This window comes from Cupriavidus lacunae (genome assembly GCF_003353055.1).
Lineage (GTDB): Bacteria > Pseudomonadota > Gammaproteobacteria > Burkholderiales > Burkholderiaceae > Cupriavidus > Cupriavidus lacunae.
Genome location: NZ_QKWJ01000054.1, coordinates 1 through 20730, shown reverse-complemented (window position 1 = coordinate 20730; position 20730 = coordinate 1). Strand labels below are relative to the sequence as shown.

Genomic DNA, 20730 nt, shown 5'->3' with positions numbered 1-20730 from the left:
GGCGGGTTTTTTCATGGGCGCGCGTCCGCGACAATGTAACGAGATTGCAAAGCCGAAAAGAAAAAGCGCCGCGACCCTTTCGGGTGCGGCGCCTGTGCTGCGCCTTGCCGAGGCCCGTCAGGGCACTCAGGGGCCCTCAGGGACCCCCTCAGGCAGTCAGTGCGTGACCCGGGTCACGCCGCCCGAGGACAGCAGCCGTACGCGCTCGCCAGGGCGGAAGGCTTCGTCGGCCTCTTGCGTGATCGCGCGCATCTCGCCGTTGTCCAGGCGCACGGTGATTTCCAGCCCGCGGCGTTGGTTGATCTTGTTCTCGGTCGCGCTGCCGGCGATGCCCCCCAGCACCGCGCCGAGGATGCCGGCCGCCACCGCGCCGTTGCCGCCGCCGATGGTGCTGCCGGCCGCAATGCCGCCGATGGCGCCGCCCGCCAGCGTGCCGGCGCCGCTCTGGTTACCCTGGATGGTGACCTCGCGGATGCCTTCGACCACGGCGTAGCGCACGGTCTGCTCGCGCTGCGCCTGGCCGGTGCCGTAGACGCTGTTGGAGTTGGATTGCGTGGCGCAGCCGGCCAGCAGGGCGGCCACCAGGGTGGCACCAAGGACGGCCACCGCGCCGCCACGTAGCTTGTTGTTCATGTCATTTCCCGAAAAGAGCCACGCGCTGGCCGCAGGTCAGGCGTAGCGGTACCCGAATGCAGACTGGAACCGGTTGCCGATTTCCTCGCGCGACAGCCAGTGGTTCTGCGGACCCTGTTGCGCGACCTTGACCGAACCCATCAGCGACGCCAGGCGGCCAGTCGTTTCCCAGTCTAATCCGTTTTCAATGCCGAAGAGCAGGCCGCCCCGGAAGGCGTCGCCGCAGCCGGTCGGGTCCACGATGCGCTCGGCCGCAACGGCCGGGATCGCGTACTGGCGGCCATCGGCGAAGATGCTGGCGCCGCGCTCGCCGTGCGTGACGATGAAGGCACGAACCTTGGCGGCAACCTCGGCGCTGGTCCACGCGGTACGGGACAGCAGGACCTGCGCTTCGTAGTCATTGACTGTCACGTAACTGGCGAGTTCAACGAACTCCCGCAGGTCTTCGCCGTTGAACAGGGGCATGGCCTGACCCAGGTCAAAGATGAACGGCACGCCGGCTTCGGCGAACTGGTGCGCGTGGTGCAGCATGCCCTCGCGGCTGTCGGGCGCGACGATGCCCAGGCCCGGCGCGCTGGCGCCGCCCAGCGCATCCTTGACGTTGTTCAGCTGCGACTGGCTCATTGCGCCAGGGTGGAAGGCAGTGATCTGGTTGTTGTCCAGGTCGGTGGTGATCATGGCCTGCGCCGTGAAGGTCTCGGGCAGCACGCGGATGTGGCCGGTGGGGATCTCCAGCTTGCGCAGGTAGTCCAGGTAGGGTTCGGCGTCGGTGCCGACGGTGGCCATCACCACCGGATCGCCGCCCAGCATCTTCAGCGTGTAGGCGATGTTGCCGGCGCAGCCGCCGAACTCGCGGCGCATGCCGGGCACCAGGAACGAGACGTTCAGCATGTGGATCTGGTCCGGCAGGATGTGTTCACGGAAGCGTCCGTCGAACGTCATGATGGTGTCGTAGGCGACGGAGCCGCAGATCAGGCTGGCCATGCTCTCTCCAGGTGTTGGGATGTTTGGGTGGAACGGAGCCCTCGCGGGCAGTATCGGTCAGGCAGAAAACAAAAAGCGGCCGCCCCGGGATGCGGGCGGCCGCTGCCGTCCCGGAACCCGAGGGTTCCGGGGCGTGCCGCTGATTACTTCAGCGCGGCCAGGGCGGCGTCGTAGTCCGGCTCGTTCTTGATCTCGGACACCAGCTGGCTGTACTTGACGGTGTCGTTTTCGTCGAGCACCACCACCGCGCGGGCGGTCACGCCGGCCAGCGGGCCGGTCTTGATGTCCACGCCGTAGTTGCCCTTGAAGTCGGCGCCGCGCATGGTCGACAGCGGCACCACGTTGGCCAGGCCTTCAGCCGTGCAGAAGCGGCCCATGGCGAACGGCAGGTCGGCCGAGATCGTCAGCACCACGGTGTTGGCGAGGCCGCTGGCGGCTTCGTTGAACTTGCGCGCGGAGGCCTGGCACACCGGGGTATCCAGGCTCGGGACGATGTTCAGGACCTTGCGCTTGCCGGCGAAGTCGGCCAGCGTGACGTCCTTCAGGTCCTTGCCGACCAGCGAGAAGGCCGGGGCCTTGTCGCCGGCTTGCGGGAACTTGCCTGCGACTTCGATGGCGTTGCCGCCGAGGGTGACGTTGCTCATGTCTACTCCTTGATATCTGATGGATTTCCGGCTTGTGTCCGGAGCGGGGGCGCGGCCCGCCGCCGGACTCGGATTCGGTCCGGCGGCGGGCCAGGAATTCAGGGGTAAAAAATCAGCACGCGATAGTTGGCTGGCGCCTGCTGCGTCCGGAATCGTACCCGAACCGGCAGCTCCATGCCCGCGCGAAGACCCTGTGCGGCAAAGGCCTTTTGCGATGGCTCCAGGTATTCCGCGGGCTGCAGCACCCGGCGCAGCAGCAGCTGGTCCTGCAGATCGGTCATCACCAGCTCGATCGCGGGCAGGGCGGTGCTGGCGCGGCTCAGGTTGCGCAGCGTTACCGCCAGCAGGTAGGTGTCGCCGCCTTCATCCTGGCGCTGCAGCTGCGAGGTCTCGATGCGCAGCGCATCGATGTCGCGCCATGGCGGCACCTCGCAGTGCAGCGGCGCGCAGGCGGCCTCGAGTGCCGGGCGCAGCATCGGGAAGTGCCCGGCCAGCTGGCTGCGCCCCAGGTACACCCCCTGCACGAGCGCGGCGAGGGCGAGCAGCACGGCGGCAACGCGCCAGGCGGCGCGGGGCACCGCCAGAGGCTTGCGTGGCTGGCGTTCGCGCTCACGCTCGCGCGCGTGGCGCAGGAAGTCGGGGGCGAAGACCGGGCCGGCCGGTGCCTCGGTGCGCACCCAGCGGCGCGTGGTCTGCTCGCGCGCGACGGCCCCGCCGGTGACAGTGGAGGGATGGTCGGTGTCAGGGCCGAGGGCCGGTTCAGCTTTGTCATCGTCGCCGACGGTGGGCGATGCGGCGGGCAGTGCGTCGGGCGATGTGTCGGTGTAGTGCTGTGCCTCATCCGGCCACGGCGCCGGTTCGGAGCCGGCATCGGCCGACGCGGCACGCAGGAACTCGCTCGCGCTGGGGATGCTGGCCGGGGCTGGCGCTGCCGGCGTCGGCACAGGTACCGGCGACACGGCTGGCGCATGCGTATCGGCAGCGGTATCCAGCGCGCCGTGATCGAGCGCCGGCCACGCGGAGGTGGAGGCCGCTTGCTCCGGCGCAGCCGCAGCCTGTTCCGGTGCCGGGGTGGCCGCCTCGCGTTCCGCGTCGTGCGCATCGCGATGGGCCACGGCCTCGTTGGCTTCGTGCAGCGCGCGCTCGATCTCGGCGTCGTCCATGCCTGCCGGCGGCGGCATGGCCATGTCCTCGGGCGACGACATCAGCATCGTCGGCGCATCCAGCGCCGGCACGTCATAGCCGGGGTCGATGGTCGGGGTAAAGGCGGGCTGCGGCGCGGGCGCGGCTTCCGCCGACGCGGGCGGCGTCAGGGCAGCGGGCGGCGCGGCGGGTTCAGTTGCCGGGGAGGGTACGGATGGCGGCGTCGGCTTCTGGGCCGACGGCGCGGTGCTGTCGGACGGCAGCGGAATTTCGATCAGGTGCTCGCGCGCGTCGAACACCGTTTCGCACTGGCCGCAGCGCACCAGGCCCTGGCGCAGGCGCAGCTGGTCGGCGACCAGCCGGAAGGCGGTGCGGCAGGCCGGACAGCGCGTGACTAGCTTGACGGCGGCCATCAGGGTGAATCAGGGGCGGGTGCCATGCAGGCAGACCCAGCCTTCCTCGCTGCGCCATACCGTCAGCGGCAGCCAGGGTGCGTAGGCCGCGGCGACTTCATCGGCCTGGCGCTCCAGCACGCCGGACAGCACCAGCCGTCCGCCGGCGCGCACGCGCGCGCTCAGCATGGCGGCCATCAGCTTGAGCGGATTGGACAGGATATTGGCGACCACCAGGTCGTAGCTGGCCTCGGATACCGATTCCGGCAGCGCGAACGAGGCTTCCACGCGGTTGCGCTCGGCGTTGTAGCGCGACGCTTCGACGGCGTTGGGATCGATGTCGATGCCGACGGTGTCGCCCGCGCCCAGCTTGCGCGCCACGATCGCCAGGATGCCGGAGCCGCAGCCGTAGTCGAGCACGGTTTCGCCCGGCTTCAGGTTCTGCTCCAGCCACTGCATGCACAGCCGCGTGGTGGGATGGCTGCCGGTGCCGAAGGCCAGGCCCGGGTCGAGCTCCAGCACGACGGCATCGGGCTCGGGGGCGTCGTGCCACGACGGCACCACCCAGATGCGCTCGCCGATGCGGATCGGTTCGAACTGCGATTGCGTCAGCCGCACCCAGTCCTGGTCCTCGACCGCGCGCAGCTGGTAGGCCGGCACCGGGTCGATGCCGAGCTGGTTGGCGGCGGCTGCCACCACCACGGCCGGATCGGCATCGTCGCCGAACAGCGCCACCACGCGCGAGCGGTTCCACGCGAGTTGCTTCGGTTCCAGCCCGGGCTCGCCAAAGAGCGGCTGCTCGTCGGGCGTGTCGGCATCGGCGTCTTCCACCGAGACCGACAGCGCGCCGAGGTCGAACAGGGCGTCAGACCAGGCTTCGGCCTGGTCCTGCGCCACTTCGATCACACATTCCTGAAATGCCACGGGCTTCCTTGCGTGCTGCTTTTGTGTTGCGGGTTACGTTGCGTCAGGCCTTCGCGCGCTCCGCCAGGCGATGCTCGAGATAGTGGATGCTGGTGCCGCCATCAACGAAGTTGGCGTCCATCATCAGCTCGCGGTGCAGCGGCACGTTGGTCAGGATGCCGTCCACCACCATTTCCGACAGCGCGATGCGCATGCGGGCGATGGCCTGCTCGCGCGTGGCGCCGTAGGTGATGATCTTGCCGATCATCGAATCGTAGTTGGGCGGGACGAAGTAACCATCATACGCGTGCGAGTCCACCCGCACACCCGGGCCGCCGGGCATGTGCCAGGCGGTGATGCGGCCCGGCGACGGCGTGAACTTGAACGGATCCTCGGCGTTCACGCGGCATTCGATCGCGTGACCGCGGAACTGCACATCCTTCTGGCGCAAGCGCAGCTTCTCGCCGAAGGCGATGCGGATCTGCTCCTGCACGATGTCGATGCCGGTGATCATCTCGGTGACCGGGTGCTCGACCTGCACGCGCGTGTTCATCTCGATGAAGTAGAACTCGTTGTTCTCGTACAGGAACTCGAAGGTGCCGGCGCCGTGGTAGCCCATCTTCCTGCAGGCCTCGGCGCAGCGGTCGCCAATGCGCTCGATCAGGCGGCGCGGGATGTGCGGTGCGGGCGCTTCCTCCAGCACCTTCTGGTGGCGGCGCTGCATCGAGCAGTCACGCTCGCCCAGCCAGATGGCTTGCTTGTGCTTGTCGGCGAGGATCTGGATTTCCACATGGCGTGGGTTCTCGAGGAACTTCTCCATGTAGACCTCGGGATTGCCGAAGGCGCGGCCGGCTTCTTCACGCGTCATGTTGACGGCGTTGATCAGCGCGGCTTCGGTATGCACCACGCGCATGCCGCGGCCACCGCCGCCGCCAGCGGCCTTGATGATCACCGGGTAACCCACGCGGCGCGCGGTGGCCAGGATTTCCTTGGGGTCGTCGGACAGGGCGCCTTCCGAGCCGGGCACGCACGGCACGCCAGCCTTGATCATGGCCTGCTTGGCCGACACCTTGTCACCCATCAGGCGGATGCTGTCGGCGGTCGGGCCGATAAAGACGAAGCCGGATTTCTCCACGCGCTCGGCGAAGTCGGCGTTCTCCGACAGGAAGCCGTAGCCGGGGTGGATGGCCTGTGCGTCAGTGACTTCAGCGGCCGAGATAATGGCCGGCATGTTCAGGTACGACAGCGGCGACGGGGCCGGGCCGATGCAGACGGCTTCGTCTGCCAGGCGTACGTACTTGGCCTCTTTGTCGGCCTCGGAGTACACGACCACCGTCTTGATACCCAGTTCGCGGCAGGCGCGCTGGATGCGAAGAGCGATTTCGCCGCGGTTCGCGATCAGAATTTTTTCAAACATGGTCTCTCTCTGCGAGAACAGTAGCGGTCCCGCCGCGTGCCGCAACGGCACGCCGGGCGCGCGGCCCGGGGGCTGTCGCCGCCGTGGCCGCCATACTGCGCGGAACTGCATGGAACTGCACGGAACGGGCCGCGAAGCCCACAACGTCCCTGGCGTCAAACAGCGCCATGGCATGCCGCGCGGGCGCTGCTGCGGGGGCCACTTGCGTGGCCGATGGCAGCGTGCGGCCTGGCATGCCGGTCAGGATCAGCCGATGACGAACAGCGGCTGGCCGTATTCCACGGCCTGGCCGTTCTCGACCAGGATTTCCTTGATGACGCCGGCCTTGTCGCACTCGATTTCGTTGAGCAGCTTCATGGCTTCGATGATGCAGACGGTCTGGCCTTCCTTGACCGAGTCGCCGACATTGACGAACGGCGCGGCGCCCGGCGACGGCGCACGGTAGAACGTGCCTACCATCGGCGAGGTCACTACATGGCCGGCGGGCAGTTGGGCGGCGGGCTCGACAGCCGGTGCCACGGCACCAGCCGGTGCGGCGGCCGCAGCGGGCGGCAGCGCCTGCATCTGCGGCATGGCCATCGGCGCGGCGATGATTTGCGGCGGTTGCTTGACGATGCGTACCTTGCCGTCGCCTTCGGTGACTTCCAGCTCGGAGATGCCGGATTCGGCCACCAGGTCGATAAGCGTCTTCAGCTTGCGCAGGTCCATCTTTTTATCCTCCTGAATCGGGTTATCCGGCCGTTGCCCGGGACGGGCCGCGGCGGAAGAATCTTGTTGCCGGCCACCGGAAATCCGCGCCCGCCGTGCCGAGGCACGCCAACGGGCGCAGGCCGCCGGGCGGCGCGCGCAGGTTGTCGAAAAAATCTTGGGAGTTCAGCTCCCCGAACTCTCGGGTGGCGGTTGCTCCTGGCCCAGCACATAGTCCAGCGCCAGCAGGTACCCCTGCCAGCCAAGCCCGCAGATCACCCCGACCGCCACGTCGGAGAAATAGGAGTGGTGCCGGAAGCTTTCGCGCCGGTGCACGTTCGACAGGTGTACCTCGACGAACGGGATCGCCACGCCGGCCAGGGCATCGCGCAGCGCCACGCTGGTATGCGTGTAGGCAGCCGGGTTGATGATGATGAACTCGACCCCGTCCGTGCGGGCGGCGTGAATGCGGTCGACCAGTGCCCCCTCGTGGTTGGACTGGAACGTCTCAAGCGAAATGCCGGCTTTTGCCGCGCGTTCAGCCAGGGCCGCGTCGATATCGGCAAGGGTCGTGTGCCCGTAGGTTTCCGGCTCGCGCATGCCCAGCAGGTTCAGGTTTGGCCCATGCAGGACCAGCACCTTGCGGTAGCGGGCTGAGCGACGGATGGAGCGGGTTGCAGTCACGGCGGCTCGACCAGATCAACGAAATTGCGCGGAGATTACCGTAGCTTAGAGGGATTTGTCTAGCACGCGATACAAGGCTTGACGACCCTGCGCGAGCTTCGGCGACCTTTTGAGCACTTTCTCGCCGTTTTGGTCTCCCGGCGAAACAAATCGCTGGAGAAAACCGAAATTCACCGAATTTGGCGGAAGAATATGTTTAGGCGCGCGGCAGCACCGACCGCAGTTCCTCGGCCGTCACCCGTCCCATCTTGCGATACTTCACCGATCCGTCAGGGTTGATCACCACTGTGTAGGGTAGGCCGCCGGCGCTGTTGCCGAAGCTGCGGGACAGTTCGGTGCCGGCAAAACCGGCCACGGCCAGCGGGTAAGCCACCGGTACCTTCTGGGTGAACTGCTGGATATTGGCGGCCGAATCGATGCCGATGCCGACAAATTCCACCTGGCGGTTCTTGTATTCCTCATGCAGGGCGGTCAGCTCCGGCATTTCCTCGACGCACGGTCCGCACCACGGCGCCCAGAAGTTGACCACCACGGTCTTGCCCCGCAGCTTGCCCAAGTCCAGGTCGGTGCCGGCCGGGTCGGGCAGGCGCGTGTGGAAGAAGGTTTCCACCGCCTGGTCGCCGGCGGGTTTGGGCGAGAACACGAAGTGGCCGGCCAGGGCGCCCGCGGCGCAGGCGACCACGGCCACGGCGATCCACAGCCAGAGGCGGGAGCGGCGGGCGGGTGAAGAGACGGGTTCAGTCATGAGATGGCTTGGACCGGTAAGTTGGGGGCGGCGTCAGGCCGGGTCGGCCGGGTCGGCAGCACCGGGCGCGTCCAGCAGCGCCTGTACCGCCTGCACATCCGCGCGGGCCTGGCGCCCGGAGGCGTCGGCACGCACGGCTCCACGTTCGTCGACGGCATCATACAGTGCTATATGAAGGCCGACTGGCGCACCCAGTTCCGCGCGCACTTCGCCGGCCAGCAGCCGCGCTTCGCGGCGGTCCGGCCACTGGCCTTTCCACAGGAAGCTCAGGGTCTCGACGTCGCGGCGGCCGCCGAAGTGGCGGCTCTCGCTGGTTTCGAAGTCGACGCCGGCGTTGATCAGGTGCAGTGCCACGTCCTTGGCGCTGTCGCAGAAGCACTGCAGATAGATATCAGAGTGCTCGGTGGCGGTGCCGTTGAGCACGGCGCCGGCCAGGTAGGGCCGGAACGGCGCCAGGTCTTCCATGGCCAGCACCGCCAGCCGGCGCAGCAGCGCCAGCACGCGCGGCTGGCTGTCGGCGTGGAACAGCGCCTGGTAGGCGCGCACTTCGGCCTCGACCTGTTCGTTGTCGGGCAGCCATTCGCCGGGCACGCGCTGCTCGCCCAGCACCTGGCGGGCGGCCTTGCGCTTGGCGGTGGCGTAGTCGGCACCGTCTTCGGCAATCATCCGGGCGGCTGCCTGGGCGATTTCCTCGCGCAGGCGGGTGGGATCGGGAGCGGTACGTCGGGTCATGCCCCATGATACCGGAGGCTCCCGCGCGAACGGTGCGCACACTGCCGCAGTGCAGCGAAAGGCGCGGGCGCTCGGGTACAATCGAAGGCTTCCTGCCCGGCCGCCTAACGGCAAACCACGGCAAAAAAGCCGCCGCGCCGCCGGGTGCCGAATCCCCACGCCTGCGGGCTTCAAGTCTTTCCGGGAACCCATGCATATTCACATCCTTGGCATCTGCGGCACCTTCATGGGCGGCCTGGCGGTGCTGGCCAAGCAGGCCGGCCACCGCGTCACCGGCTGCGATGCCAATGTCTATCCGCCGATGAGCACCCAGCTCGAGGCCCAGGGGATCGAACTGATCGAGGGCTTCGACCCGGCCCAGTTGTCGCTGGAGCCGGACCTGTTCGTGATCGGCAACGTGGTCTCGCGCGGCAATCCGCTGATGGAGGCCATCCTCGACCGCAACCTGCCCTATGTGTCGGGCCCGCAATGGCTGGGCGAGCACGTGCTGGCGCGCAAGTGGGTGCTGGCCGTGGCCGGCACGCACGGCAAGACCACCACCACGTCGATGCTGGCCTGGATCCTGGAGGATGCCGGCTACAACCCCGGCTTTCTGGTAGGCGGGGTGCCGCAGAACTTCGGCATCTCGGCGCGCGTGACCGAGTCGGACTTCTTCGTGATCGAGGCCGACGAGTACGACACCGCCTTCTTCGACAAGCGCAGCAAGTTCGTCCACTACCGTGCGCGCACCGCCATCCTGAACAATCTGGAATACGATCACGCCGACATCTTCCCGGATCTGGCGGCGATCGAGACCCAGTTCCACCACCTGGTGCGCACCGTGCCCGGCCAGGGCCGGATCGTCGTCAATGGCGTGGAAGCCAGCCTGGCGCGCGTGCTGGAGCGCGGCTGCTGGAGCGAGGTGGAGCAATTCGGCGTGGGCGACTGGCGCGAGAGCGATGCCGCCGGCGCCAAGGCCGCGCCTGGCAAGGACGCCTTCGACGTCTGGTTCGGCGAAGCCGTCGCCGGCACCGTGGTCTGGGACCTGCAGGGCACCCACAACCGCATGAACGCGCTGGCCGCGATCGCCGCCGCGCGCCATGTGGGCGTGCCGGCCGCGCAGGCGATCGAGTCGCTGTCCCGCTTCGCCAACGTCAAGCGCCGCATGGAAGTGCGCGGCGTGGCCGGCGGCGTGACGGTCTATGACGACTTCGCCCACCATCCGACCGCGATCCAGACCACGCTGGAAGGGCTGCGCCGCCGCGTCGGCAATGCCCGCATCCTGGCTGTGCTGGAGCCGCGCTCCAACACCATGAAGCTGGGCGTGATGAAGGCGCAGCTGCCGGCCAGCCTGGAGCAGGCCGACCTGGTGTTCGGCTACGGCGCCCCGGCCGGCAAGGACGCGCTGGGCTGGGACCTGGCCGGATCGCTGGCGCCGTTGGGCGACAAGGCCGCCGCGTTCCAGGACCTGGGCGCGCTGGTGCAGGCCGTGCGCGCCGCGGCGCGGCCGGGCGACCACGTGCTGGTGATGAGCAACGGCGGCTTCGGCGGCGTGCACCAGAAGCTGCTGGACGCGCTGGCCCAGGGCGCGGCGCGCTGAGCGGCGGACGCACGACCATGCTGCTGTATCTGCACGGATTCCGCTCCTCGCCCCAGTCGTTCAAGGCCCGGCTGGTGCAGGAGCGCATGCGCGAGTGGGGCGTGGGCCGCTACTACGCCTGCCCCACGCTCAATGTCTCGCCCGATATGGCCATCGCCCAGGCGCAAGCGGCGATCCGCGCGGCGCAGGCCGGCGGCGACCAGGAAATCGCCATCGTCGGCTCGTCGCTGGGTGGCTTCTATGCCCGCTGGCTGGGCGAACAGCATGGCTGCAAGACCGTGCTGCTCAATCCGGCCATCCACCCCTGGACCGACCTGGAAACCTACCTGGGCGAACAGCCGCTGTGGCACGGCGGCGGCTCGGTCACGGTCGAGCGCCGCCACCTGCAGGAGCTGCTGGACCTGCGCGTGGACACCATCACCGACCCCCAACGCTATTACCTGATCGCCGCCACCGGCGACGAGGTGCTGGACTACCGTGAAATGGTCGACGCCTGTCCCGGCGCGAAGATCCGCGTGATCGAGGGCAGCGACCACGGCATCAGCGAATTTGCCGACTACGTCGATGATGTGCTCGCCTTCTGCGGCTATGGTCCCGGCGGCAAGGTGCCGGCTGGCGCCGGCGCGGCATGAGCGCGCAGTCCGCACGCCGCTGTGGCTGGAGCGAGCACCTGGCCTTTGATGCGGCCATCACGCCCAACTTGCGGCGCTGGGTGACGGGTGACGACGGCTCGCTGACCGCGCGCCTGGTGGCGGCTTCGGAGCGCTTTCGCGTGGCGCGCCTGCTGCAGCGCCCGCAGCGCCCGCTGGCCGATGAATGGCAGGTGCTGGGCCAGCACGACCGCACCCCCGCGCTGACGCGCGAGGTGCTGCTGATCTGCGACGATATTCCCGCCATCTTTGCCCACACCGTGGTGCGCCAGCGCCATGCGCGCCGTGACTGGCCGTTCCTGCGCGGGCTGGGCGAGCGCCCGCTGGGCGGGCGGCTGTTTGTCGATCCGGCGGTGGAGCGCGAGCCGTTCCAGTTTGCGCGGCTGCTGCCGCATCATCCGCTGCGCCGGGCCCTGCAGCGCGTGCTGCCGGCCATGGCGCCGTTGCCCATGCTGCCGGCGCGGCGCTCGGTGTTCCGGCGCGGCGGCGGCGTCATGCTCGTGACAGAAGTGTTCCTGCCGGACCTGCTGTCGCGGCCATCCCCGGGGACCGAGGCGATTCCGCATCCCAAATATATGCGGACTGCAGACCGAAGCCCCGTTTCGACACACACTACCGAAACCAAGAAAGAGACCACGAGATGAAACGGCAGGGTCGGGTTGCCACGCCTGCTACGTCAACGGCGTGGCGATCGAGGGCAGCGGCGGCATGTCGCTCAGAGCCTGCGGCGACACTGCGGGCCGGGTGTGCACCTTGCCGGCGGCCCGGCCCCCGGGTCGCCGGACCGGGGTGCGGTATCATTCCAGGTCTCAGGCCGTATCCATACGGCGCGGTCGGCGGTCAGCGATTGGCGCCCCGCAGTCGTTTCCGTTCGCACGCGTTGATGCGCGTTTGCGCCCGGTTGCACCATTTCTCCCACAGGATCCGCTCCAGCGCTGCCCCCAGGGTGGCCCCACGCGGTTCCGCGCATATCTGAAAGTACCGATCAATGCAGTTGCTGTTCGAAGAAGGCGGCGAAATCCGCGCCGGCACCGTGCTGAACCAGCAGGGCGAGGCTTACCAGGTGGAACTGCCGGCCGGCAAGCGCACCAAGGTCAAGTCGCGCGACGTACTGCTGCAGTTCGCGCAGCCGTCGGCGATCGAGCTGGTGCGCCAGACCGGCGACATGGTGGCCGAGATCGACCTGGACTTCCTGTGGGAATGCGCGCCCGAGGCGGAGTTCGGCTTTGCCGAACTGGCCGCCGAGTACTACGGCGCCGAACCCGGCGCGGTGCAGCAGGCCGCGCTGGCGATGGCGCTGCACGGCAGCCCGGTGTACTTCCGCCGCAAGGGGCGCGGGCGCTACCAGCGCGCGCCCGAAGACCAGCTCAAGGCGGCGCTGGCCGCGCTCGAGCGCAAGCGCCAGCAGGCGCTGGTGCAGGCCGAATATGAAGAACAGCTCAAGGCGCTGACGCTGCCGGAGACGTTCCGCAACAAGGTGCTGCAGCTGCTGTTCAAGCCGGACAAGAACAGCTTGGAATACAAGGCCATGGACGCCGCCTGCACCGCGCTGGGCATGAGCCCGATGCGGCTGATGGTGGCCGCTGGCGGCGTGGCCAGCGCGCGCGCGCTGCATGAGGCCAAGTTCCTGGCCGAGTGCTTCCCCAAGGGCACGGGCTTTCCGGACAACGACGTGCCCGAGCCGCTCACCGACCTGCCGGTGGCCGACGTGGAGGCATTCTCCATCGATGACGTCACCACCACCGAGATCGACGACGCGCTGTCCGTGACCCGGCTGCCCGACGGCAAGCTGCGCATCGGCATTCACATTGCCGCGCCCGCGCTGGGCATCCGCCGCGGCGAGCCGCTCGACGCCGTCGCGCGCCAGCGCCTGTCCACGGTCTACTTCCCCGGCGACAAGATCACCATGCTGCCCGACGCCGTGGTCGAGCGCTACACACTGCAGGAAGGGCGCCAGTGCCCGGCGCTGTCGCTGTATGTGACGGTGGACCCGACCGTGTGGCTGATCACGGGCAGCGAGACCCGTGCCGAGATGGTGCCGATCGCCGCCAACCTGCGCCACAACCTGCTGGACGAGGTGATCACCGAGGCCTCGCTGTCTGAAGGCACCGGCGACTACCCGTTCCGCGACGCGCTGACGCAGTTGTGGCACTTCGCCGGCTACCTGTACGACGAGCGCCAGAAGGCGCGCCTGGCCAGCGGCCTGCGCCCCGAAACGCATAACCGCGCGGACTTCAACTTCTACCTGGACGACCAGGCCGACGGCAGCCAGCGTGTGCGCATCGAGCAGCGCAAGCGCGGTTCGCCGCTGGACAAGATCGTGGCCGAGATGATGATCCTGGCCAACAGCACCTGGGGCAAGCTGCTGGCCGACAACGGCGTGCCGGGCATCTACCGCACGCAGAAGGCGTGGGGCATGCACCGCACCCGCATGCAGACCTACCCGGCGCCGCACGAGGGCCTGGGCGTGGCGCAGTACGCGTGGAGCACCTCGCCGCTGCGCCGCTATGTGGACCTGGTCAACCAGTGGCAGATCCTGGCGGTGGCCCAGCACGGCGTGACCGCCAAGCTGGTGGCGCCGTTCAAGCCCAAGGACGCCGACCTGCTGGCCGCGGTGGCAGACTTTGAAGGCACCTACGCCGCCTATGCCGACCACCAGTCGACCATGGAGCGCTACTGGTGCCTGCGCTGGCTCAAGCAGGAAAACCGCGAGCGACTGGTGGCCTCGGTGCTCAAGGAAGGCGCGGTGCGCTTTACCGAGATCCCGCTGGTCACGCGCGTGCCCGAACTGATGCAGGCGCAGCGCGGCACCCAGGTGCTGCTGGAGATCGGCGAGACCGACGAGATCACGCTGGAAGTGTCCTGCCGGGTGCTGGAAATCTTTGCCGGCGAAGGCGAGGTGCCCGAGGAAGAGCTCGAAAGCGACGAGGAAGCCGCAGAGTTGTCAGCCGAAGCCGCTGCCGAGGCGGCGGCCGAGGACGCCGCCGAGCAGGCCGCGGGCGTGTCGGCCGAGGCGCCGGACGAGACTCCGGCCGAACCCGGCGACGACGACACCGGCGAGGCGTCGGGCGAGCGCGACACCGGCGCGCCGGCGGCCGGCTGAAGCCTTCGGAAATCGGCGGGGCTCACTTACAATGCCTACCGTCGTTCCCGCCTGCGCGGGGACGACAATCGACCGACTGCGGCACCGTAACTTCCGCATCCCGGGCAGCCCCTCCAAGCCATCTTCCATCCATCGTGAACGCCACTCTCGCCGCACCCCGCCACTGGTGGCATGCCAGGTGGCACAACAGCAGTACGCTGGCCAGGGCGCTGGCCATTTCCGTGGCCGTGCACGCGGTGCTGCTGATGGTGCGGGTGGCCGCGCCCGAGGTGTTCGAGATCAAGCGCACCGATGCCGCGCTGGACGTGGTGCTGGTCAATGCCAAGTCGGCGCAGAAGCCGCGCAAGCCGACCGCGCTGGCGCAAGCCAACCTGGACGGCGGCGGCGACCATGACCTGCAGCGCGCCACCACGCCGCTGCCGGCGCAGACCCTGACGCAGGAGGGCGACCTGGTGCGCCAGGTGCAGCGCCGCGTCGAGCAGCTGGAGCTGGAGCAGCAACGCCTGCTGACCCAGTCGCGCGAAGCCGCGCCGGCGGTGCGCGACCAGCCGCTGAAGCCCGGCGAGAAACGCCAGGACACCCCGCAGCGCGGCCAGGACGAGCGCACCTCGACCGACGAGATGGCCAAGCTGGAGGCCGAGATCGGCCGCAACCTGGAGCACTACGCCAAGCGGCCCAAGCGCTTCCAGCTGACCGCCACCAGCGCGCAGGCCGTCGACTACGCGCAGTACTACGACCGCCTGCGCCGCAAGATCGAGGCGCGCGGCACCACCGACTTCCCGCAACGCAACGGCAAGCCGCTGTACGGCCAGCTGATCCTGGTGATCAACGTCAACCGGCTGGGCAAGCTCGGCTACAACCGCGACGGCTACAACGTCGACGCCATCGACGTGGTCAAGAGCTCGGGCGATCCCGCGCTGGACCGCCAGGCCGTGGCGATCGTGCGCGCGGCCGCGCCGTTCGGCGCCTTTACCGCCGAGATGACGTCGCGCCAGGACATCCTCGAAGTCATTTCCACTTTCAAGTTTTCGCGCAGCGGGCTGGAAACCCGCTTGCAGGCACGCTGATGACATCCACTGAATCTTCCCAAGCCAGCTCCGACCGCTATGTGGTGATCGGCAACCCGGTTGCGCACAGCCGCTCGCCGGCGATCCACGCCGCCTTTGCGCGCCAGACCGGCGAGGCCGTGCAGTACGACCGCCTGGAGGCGCCGCTGGACGGGTTTGCCGACGCCGTGCGCCAGTTCTTTGCCGACGGCGGCTACGGCTGCAACGTGACGGTGCCGTTCAAGCTGGAGGCCTACGACCTGGCCGACCGCCTGACCGAGCGCGCCGAGGCCGCCGGCGCGGTCAACACGCTGTGGATCGAAGAGGGCATGATCCATGGCGACAACACCGACGGCATCGGCCTGGTGCGCGATATCCAGGACAACCTCGACACGCTGGTCGAAGGCAAGCGCGTGCTGCTGCTGGGCGCCGGCGGCGCCGCCATGGGCGCGATGCTGCCGCTGATCGAGTGCCGGCCGTCGCGCATCGTGGTGGCCAACCGCACCGCATCGCGCGCCGGCGACATGCTGGAAGAGTTTGTCGAAGCCGCCGACCAGTACGGCGTCGAGCTGTGGGGCGGCGGGCTCGACGCGCTCGACGGGCTGTCCGAGGATGAGGCCGTCGACGTGGTCATCAATGCCTCGTCCAGCAGCCTGCACGGCGAAGTGCCGCCGGTGCCCGAGTTCCTGCTGGGCGAAGGCGTGCTGGCCTACGACATGATGTACGGCGCCGAGCCCACCGTGTTCCTGCAGTTCGCCGCGCGCTGCGGCGCGCGCGTGAGCGACGGCCTGGGCATGCTGGTCGAACAGGCCGCCGAGGCCTTCTATATCTGGCGTGGCGTGCGGCCCCGCACCGCGCCCGTGCTGGCTGAGCTGCGCGCCGCGCTGCAGGCCGAACGCAAGGGCTGACCGGGGCGCCGCCAGCCGTGGCCAACCGCAACCGCCCGGCCAGCGCCGCGCCGGCCCGCGCCGTGTTCAACCCGCTGCGCTGGCTGGGCTACCTGCTCGGCTGCGTGGCCGCGGGCGTGGTGGCGATGCAGCTGTACTTCTTCGTGCAGATCGCCTCGTGGCAGTACATCAACCCGACCACCACCACCTTCATGCGCGCCGAGCGCTGGCGCCTGTGCGGCATCAATGTCTGGAAGTGCGGCCTCGACCGGCAATGGGTGCCCTACGACCGCATCTCGCGCAATCTGAAACGCGCGGTGATCGCCAGCGAGGACGCCGACTTCGTCAATCACCCCGGCTATGAGCTCGATGCCATGCTCGACGCCTGGGAGCGCAACAAGAAGCGCGGGCACATCGTGCGCGGCGGCTCCACCATCACGCAGCAGCTGGCCAAGAACCTGTTCCTCTCGTCCGAGCAGAACTACCTGCGCAAGGGACAGGAGCTGGCCATCACGTGGATGCTGGAGTTCTGGCTGGACAAGCAGCGCATCTACGAGATCTACCTGAATTCAGTGGAGTGGGGCGAGGGTGTGTTCGGCGCGCAGGCCGCGGCGCAGCACTACTTCCGCACCGGCGCCGACAAGCTCAGCGTGGGCCAGTCCGCGCGCCTGGCCGCGGCGCTGCCGGCGCCCAAGTGCTTCGACAAGAAGGAGTACTGCGCCAATGTGCGCGTGAACTTCCGCGTCAAGGCGGGCATCATCGCGCGGCGGATGGGGGCAGCTACGCTGCCGGATTGAGGGTTTGCTCCCCTCTCCCGCGCGCGGGAGAGGGGAGTTAGGCTGTAGGCGATTCAGCGCCTCAGCTCAACCAGCCCTTCCTGCGGAAATACACCAGCGGGATCGCCGCCGACACCGCCATCAGTGCGATCGCCCACGGATAGCCCGCGACCCAGTCCAGCTCCGGCATGAACTTGAAGTTCATGCCGTAGATGCTGGCGATCAGCGTGGGCGGCATCAGCGCCACCGACACCACCGAGAACAGCTTGATGATCTTGTTCTGGTTGATGTTGATGAAACCGACGGTCGCGTCCATCAGGAAGTTGATCTTGTCGAACAGGAACGCGGTGTGGTTCTCGATCGAGTCGATGTCGCGCAGGATCTGGCGGGCCTCGTCCTGCTGCTCGGCCGACAGCAGCTGGCTGCGCATCAGGAAGGACACCGCGCGGCGCGTGTCCATCACGTTGCGGCGGATGCGCCCGTTCAGGTCTTCCTCGCGGGCGATGGTTTCCAGCACGTCGGCGGCGGCGGCATCGGTCACGTTCTCGGCCAGCACGCGGCGGCTGGCTTCTTCCAGGCGTTCGTACACTTCCTCGATCGAGTCGGCGGAGTATTCCGCGTCGGTCGCGTACAGGTCCATCAGCACGTCCTTGGCATTGCGCACCGAGCCCGGGCGCATGCGCGCGCGCAGCCGCACCAGCCGGAACACCGGCAGGTCTTCGTCGTGGATGGAGAACAGCACGTCGCGCGTCAGCACAAAGGCTACGCGCACGTTGCGCGACACCTCTTCCTCGGCGAGCAGGAAGTCGGTGCGGATATGGATATTCTCGTCCTCGCCCTCGAAATATCGCGCGGACGCTTCCAGGTCGCCCAGGTCTTCCAGTTCAGGAAGGGCGACGCCATAGGCTTCCTTGATCCAGTTCAGTTCCTCGTCGTCGGGACTGACGACATCGATCCAGATCGGCTTGTGCTGCAGCAGCTCATTGCGCTCGTCGACCTGCTCCTGGGCAAGCCGGCCTTTTTGCAGGACGAACAGGTTGATCATCCCCGGGATTCCTTATTGCTGATTGCGACGAAAAACAAAGACAAGCGCGAAGACAAGCGCAGGCGGCTCGCCGCATTCCCAGGTAGTCCGTCATGCCCTGCATGGCCATGTGGTGCGCCGGCAGGCGATCCGCAATGGCCGGGCCACGGGCAAGCGTGATCGCGCTGTACCCGGCGGCCGGTCTCGACGGACTCGGCGGGCGGTACAAGGCGATGGCGTTTGCCTGGGTTGGCTGGCTAGCCGGGAGAGGGAAAATCCGCAGCGGTGCGGCGCGCATGGATGGCGCCGCCGGTAGCACGGAAAGACACTCGCCCGCAGTTCTGCTGCGGGCGAGGCCGACGAGGCGCGGAGCCGGGTGCTCCGGGCGGATCGTCGTTACGCAGCCCGCAGTGACATGGCATTCGCAGAGGTCGCAGCGCTGCTGCGGCAACTCGAACACCCGATGCTACTGCCCACGTAATTTCTCCGGGATTGTGATGGCCGCGAGTGTAGCCCAACGGAGGGTGGCTTGTTAAGTGAAATCTCCGCGTAAGCGGCCCTCTGTTGCCCTCTCACGACCCGGGGCGCGCCCGCCCCGGGGATCCACCCGGCGCGCCCCGCAGCCGGCGCCACAGCAGCGGCGCCAGCATCACCGAGGACAGCGCCAGGAACATCAGCACGATGGCGGCGTAGTCCTGCCAGTGCGGCTGTTCGCCCAGCAGCCACATGCCCGAGAACACCCCGACCACCGGGATGAACATGATCGACAGGCTCGACACCACCGGCGGCAGGCTGCGCGCCAGCCTGAACCAGAGCAGATGGCAGAAGGCGAAGACCACCACCGCGTTGTACGCGATCGCGGCCCATTCGATGGCCGTGGGCATGCGCCAGCCGTGTTCCAGCAGCAGCGAGCCAAGCGCCAGGAAGGGCAGGGTCACGGCCAGCATCCAGAAGGTCATGGCGCCGATGGGCACGTCGGTCTGGGTGCGCTTCATCAGCTGGGTGCCGAAGCCCCAGCCTGCCGCCGCCAGCAGCATCAGCAGCGTGCCGGCCGGGCTGCCGGTCAGGGCGGCGAACTCGCCCGACAGCAGCAGCACGGTGCCGGCCAGTGCGCAGCCGATGCCGATCCAGGCCCAGGCACTAATGCGCTCGCGGAAGAACACCAGCCCCCAGACCACCGCCCAGATTGGCATGGTGTAGCCCAAGATGGCGGCGCGGCCCGAGGACAGCATCTTGACCGCGCAAATGGCAAACAGGTGCCAGATCACCATGTTGGGAATGGCCAGCCGGACCACCGTGCCCCATTCGCGCCGCGGCACGGCCAGCGTGTCGCCGCGCAGCCACAGCGCCAGCCCCAGCGCCACCAGCCCGCCGCCCATGCACAGCAGGCGGAAGCCCAGCGCCGGAAAGTGCGCTACGCCCACCTTCATGATCGGCCAGTTGATGCCCCAGGCAAGGGTGAGCACGACAAGCAGGAAGATACCGCGGCGATCGAGAGACATGACGGGACGCGGCTGTGCGCGATGCCGCGCTTTGTTTTTGAGAGGAAGCGCAAAACGATAGCACGCAGCGGGTAAAATTGCCGAAAGCGACATATGCTGCAGGGATGAATGATGTTCACGCCGCTGCAGCCAACCGCGCCGGCCGGTCCCGTGGGGCGGCGGCGCCACCAGGATATCCCGAGTAACCCATGACCTTCACCGAGCAGCTTGCTGCCGCCTGGCAGCGCAACGATTCCCTTCTGTGCGTCGGGCTCGATCCTGACCCGCAGAAGCTGCCGCTGTCCCTGACCGGGACGGGCGGCGCCATCTTCTCGTTCTGCCGCGAGATCGTCGACGCCACCGCCGACCTGGTCTGCGCCTTCAAGCCGCAGATCGCCTACTTCCATTCGCAGCGCGCCGAAGACCAGCTCGAGCAGCTGATCCACTACATCCACGACGCCCACCCCGGCATCCCGGTGATCCTGGACGCCAAGCGCGGCGACATCGGCTCGACCGCCGAGCACTATGCGCTGGAGGCCTTCGAGCGCTATCACGCCGACGCGGTCACGGTCAGCCCGTACATGGGCTTCGATTCGATGCAGCCGTACCTGGCCTACCCGGACCGCGGCGTGATCGTGCTGTGCCGCACCTCCAACCCGGGCGGTTCGGACGTGCAGTTCCTGCAGGTCGACGGCAAGCCGCTGTATCAGCTGGTGGCCGAGGCCGCGCGCGAGCGCTGGAACACCACCGGGCAGATGGGGCTGGTGGTCGGCGCGACCTTCCCCAATGAGATCGCACGGGTGCGCCAGATCGTCGGCGACATGCCGCTGCTGATCCCGGGCATCGGCGCCCAGGGTGGCGATGTCGAAGCCACGGTCAAGGCGGGGCGCACCGCGGATGGCACCGGGATGATGATCAATTCGTCACGGGCTATTCTCTATGCCAGCCGTGAGAAGGATTTTGCTACGGCGGCGCGGAATGTTGCGTTGCAGACGCGGGAGACGATTAATCGGTATCGGCATGGGTGAGGTTTGTGGCTCTTGGCTAGCGTGGGCTGTTTCGCCGGCGTAGCCGGCGGGGCTCCTTGGTCGTTGGCATGGGTATGTAGGTCGGGTTCGATGTTGTCGTAGGTTTGACGGCCTGGTTCCGCCCTGCTGGGCGGGTCACTTTTTGTCCGAGCGACAAAAAGTAACCAAAAAACGCGTCGCCTCAGGCGGCTG

General features: G+C 68.0%; 20 protein-coding genes. 8 read left to right on the top strand and 12 right to left on the bottom strand.

Annotated features, from left to right (window positions below; genetic code table 11):
• Positions 1-156 precede the first annotated feature (156 nt).
• The 10 genes from DN412_RS29435 to DN412_RS29390 form a co-directional block, all read right to left on the bottom strand.
• Entirely contained in the window at positions 157-633 is a 477-nt protein-coding gene (locus DN412_RS29435; protein WP_115214791.1) for an outer membrane lipoprotein, read from the bottom strand.
• Positions 634-669: 36 nt separating this feature from the next.
• Positions 670-1617: a carbohydrate kinase family protein gene (locus DN412_RS29430; RefSeq protein ID WP_115214790.1), complete on the bottom strand. Its 948-nt coding sequence runs from the start codon at positions 1615-1617 to the stop codon at positions 670-672.
• 143 nt (positions 1618-1760) lie between these two features.
• A complete protein-coding gene (tpx, locus tag DN412_RS29425) occupies positions 1761-2261 on the bottom strand; it encodes a thiol peroxidase (RefSeq protein WP_078197866.1) in 501 nt (166 codons plus the stop codon).
• A 98-nt stretch (positions 2262-2359) separates the two neighbouring features.
• The gene (locus tag DN412_RS29420; RefSeq protein WP_115214789.1) at positions 2360-3817 is read right to left on the bottom strand and encodes a DUF3426 domain-containing protein; all 1458 of its coding nucleotides are present in this window, start codon (positions 3815-3817) and stop codon (positions 2360-2362) included.
• A gap of 9 nt (positions 3818-3826) precedes the next feature.
• The gene (gene prmA, locus DN412_RS29415; RefSeq protein WP_078197864.1) at positions 3827-4720 is read right to left on the bottom strand and encodes a 50S ribosomal protein L11 methyltransferase; all 894 of its coding nucleotides are present in this window, start codon (positions 4718-4720) and stop codon (positions 3827-3829) included.
• A 43-nt stretch (positions 4721-4763) separates the two neighbouring features.
• On the bottom strand, positions 4764-6116 hold the full coding sequence (gene accC / locus DN412_RS29410; RefSeq protein ID WP_078197863.1) for an acetyl-CoA carboxylase biotin carboxylase subunit: 1353 nt from the start codon (positions 6114-6116) through the stop codon (positions 4764-4766).
• A 246-nt stretch (positions 6117-6362) separates the two neighbouring features.
• A complete protein-coding gene (gene accB, locus DN412_RS29405; protein WP_078197862.1) occupies positions 6363-6824 on the bottom strand; it encodes an acetyl-CoA carboxylase biotin carboxyl carrier protein in 462 nt (153 codons plus the stop codon).
• 165 nt (positions 6825-6989) lie between these two features.
• Positions 6990-7487: a type II 3-dehydroquinate dehydratase gene (gene aroQ / locus DN412_RS29400; protein WP_115214788.1), complete on the bottom strand. Its 498-nt coding sequence runs from the start codon at positions 7485-7487 to the stop codon at positions 6990-6992.
• A gap of 196 nt (positions 7488-7683) precedes the next feature.
• Positions 7684-8232, bottom strand: coding sequence for a TlpA family protein disulfide reductase (locus tag DN412_RS29395; protein WP_115214787.1), 549 nt, complete (start codon positions 8230-8232; stop codon positions 7684-7686).
• Positions 8233-8265: 33 nt separating this feature from the next.
• Entirely contained in the window at positions 8266-8964 is a 699-nt protein-coding gene (locus DN412_RS29390; RefSeq protein WP_115214786.1) for a UDP-N-acetylmuramate--alanine ligase, read from the bottom strand.
• A gap of 190 nt (positions 8965-9154) precedes the next feature.
• Between DN412_RS29390 and mpl the strand changes: the two genes are divergently transcribed.
• From mpl to mtgA, 7 genes are all read left to right on the top strand, one after another.
• Positions 9155-10543 carry a UDP-N-acetylmuramate:L-alanyl-gamma-D-glutamyl-meso-diaminopimelate ligase gene (gene mpl, locus DN412_RS29385; protein WP_115214785.1) on the top strand — a complete coding sequence of 463 codons (1389 nt, stop codon included), beginning with the start codon at positions 9155-9157 and terminating at the stop codon, positions 10541-10543.
• A gap of 17 nt (positions 10544-10560) precedes the next feature.
• A complete protein-coding gene (locus DN412_RS29380) occupies positions 10561-11175 on the top strand; it encodes a YqiA/YcfP family alpha/beta fold hydrolase (RefSeq protein ID WP_115214784.1) in 615 nt (204 codons plus the stop codon).
• Positions 11172-11837, top strand: a complete 666-nt coding sequence (locus tag DN412_RS29375) for a chorismate--pyruvate lyase family protein (RefSeq protein WP_115214783.1) — start codon at positions 11172-11174, stop codon at positions 11835-11837. The genes DN412_RS29380 and DN412_RS29375 overlap by 4 nt, the downstream gene beginning before the upstream one ends.
• 344 nt (positions 11838-12181) lie before the next feature.
• Positions 12182-14296, top strand: a complete 2115-nt coding sequence (locus DN412_RS29370; RefSeq protein WP_115214782.1) for a ribonuclease catalytic domain-containing protein — start codon at positions 12182-12184, stop codon at positions 14294-14296.
• Between the two features lie 134 nt (positions 14297-14430).
• Positions 14431-15363, top strand: coding sequence for an energy transducer TonB (locus DN412_RS29365; RefSeq protein ID WP_115214781.1), 933 nt, complete (start codon positions 14431-14433; stop codon positions 15361-15363).
• Complete coding sequence (aroE, locus tag DN412_RS29360; RefSeq protein WP_115214780.1) at positions 15363-16250, top strand: shikimate dehydrogenase; 888 nt, start codon at positions 15363-15365, stop codon at positions 16248-16250. Before DN412_RS29365 ends, aroE begins: the two co-directional genes overlap by 1 nt.
• Positions 16251-16267: 17 nt before the next feature.
• The gene (gene mtgA, locus DN412_RS29355; protein ID WP_115214779.1) at positions 16268-17026 is read left to right on the top strand and encodes a monofunctional biosynthetic peptidoglycan transglycosylase; all 759 of its coding nucleotides are present in this window, start codon (positions 16268-16270) and stop codon (positions 17024-17026) included.
• Positions 17027-17087: 61 nt separating this feature from the next.
• Here the strand turns inward: mtgA and corA are convergent, their stop codons facing one another.
• Complete coding sequence (gene corA / locus DN412_RS29350) at positions 17088-18050, bottom strand: magnesium/cobalt transporter CorA (RefSeq protein ID WP_115214778.1); 963 nt, start codon at positions 18048-18050, stop codon at positions 17088-17090.
• A gap of 551 nt (positions 18051-18601) precedes the next feature.
• On the bottom strand, positions 18602-19531 hold the full coding sequence (locus tag DN412_RS29345; RefSeq protein WP_115214777.1) for a DMT family transporter: 930 nt from the start codon (positions 19529-19531) through the stop codon (positions 18602-18604).
• Positions 19532-19719: 188 nt separating this feature from the next.
• On the opposite strand from DN412_RS29345, the gene pyrF reads away from it, so the two are divergent.
• On the top strand, positions 19720-20538 hold the full coding sequence (gene pyrF / locus DN412_RS29340; RefSeq protein WP_115214776.1) for an orotidine-5'-phosphate decarboxylase: 819 nt from the start codon (positions 19720-19722) through the stop codon (positions 20536-20538).
• Positions 20539-20730: the final 192 nt, after the last annotated feature.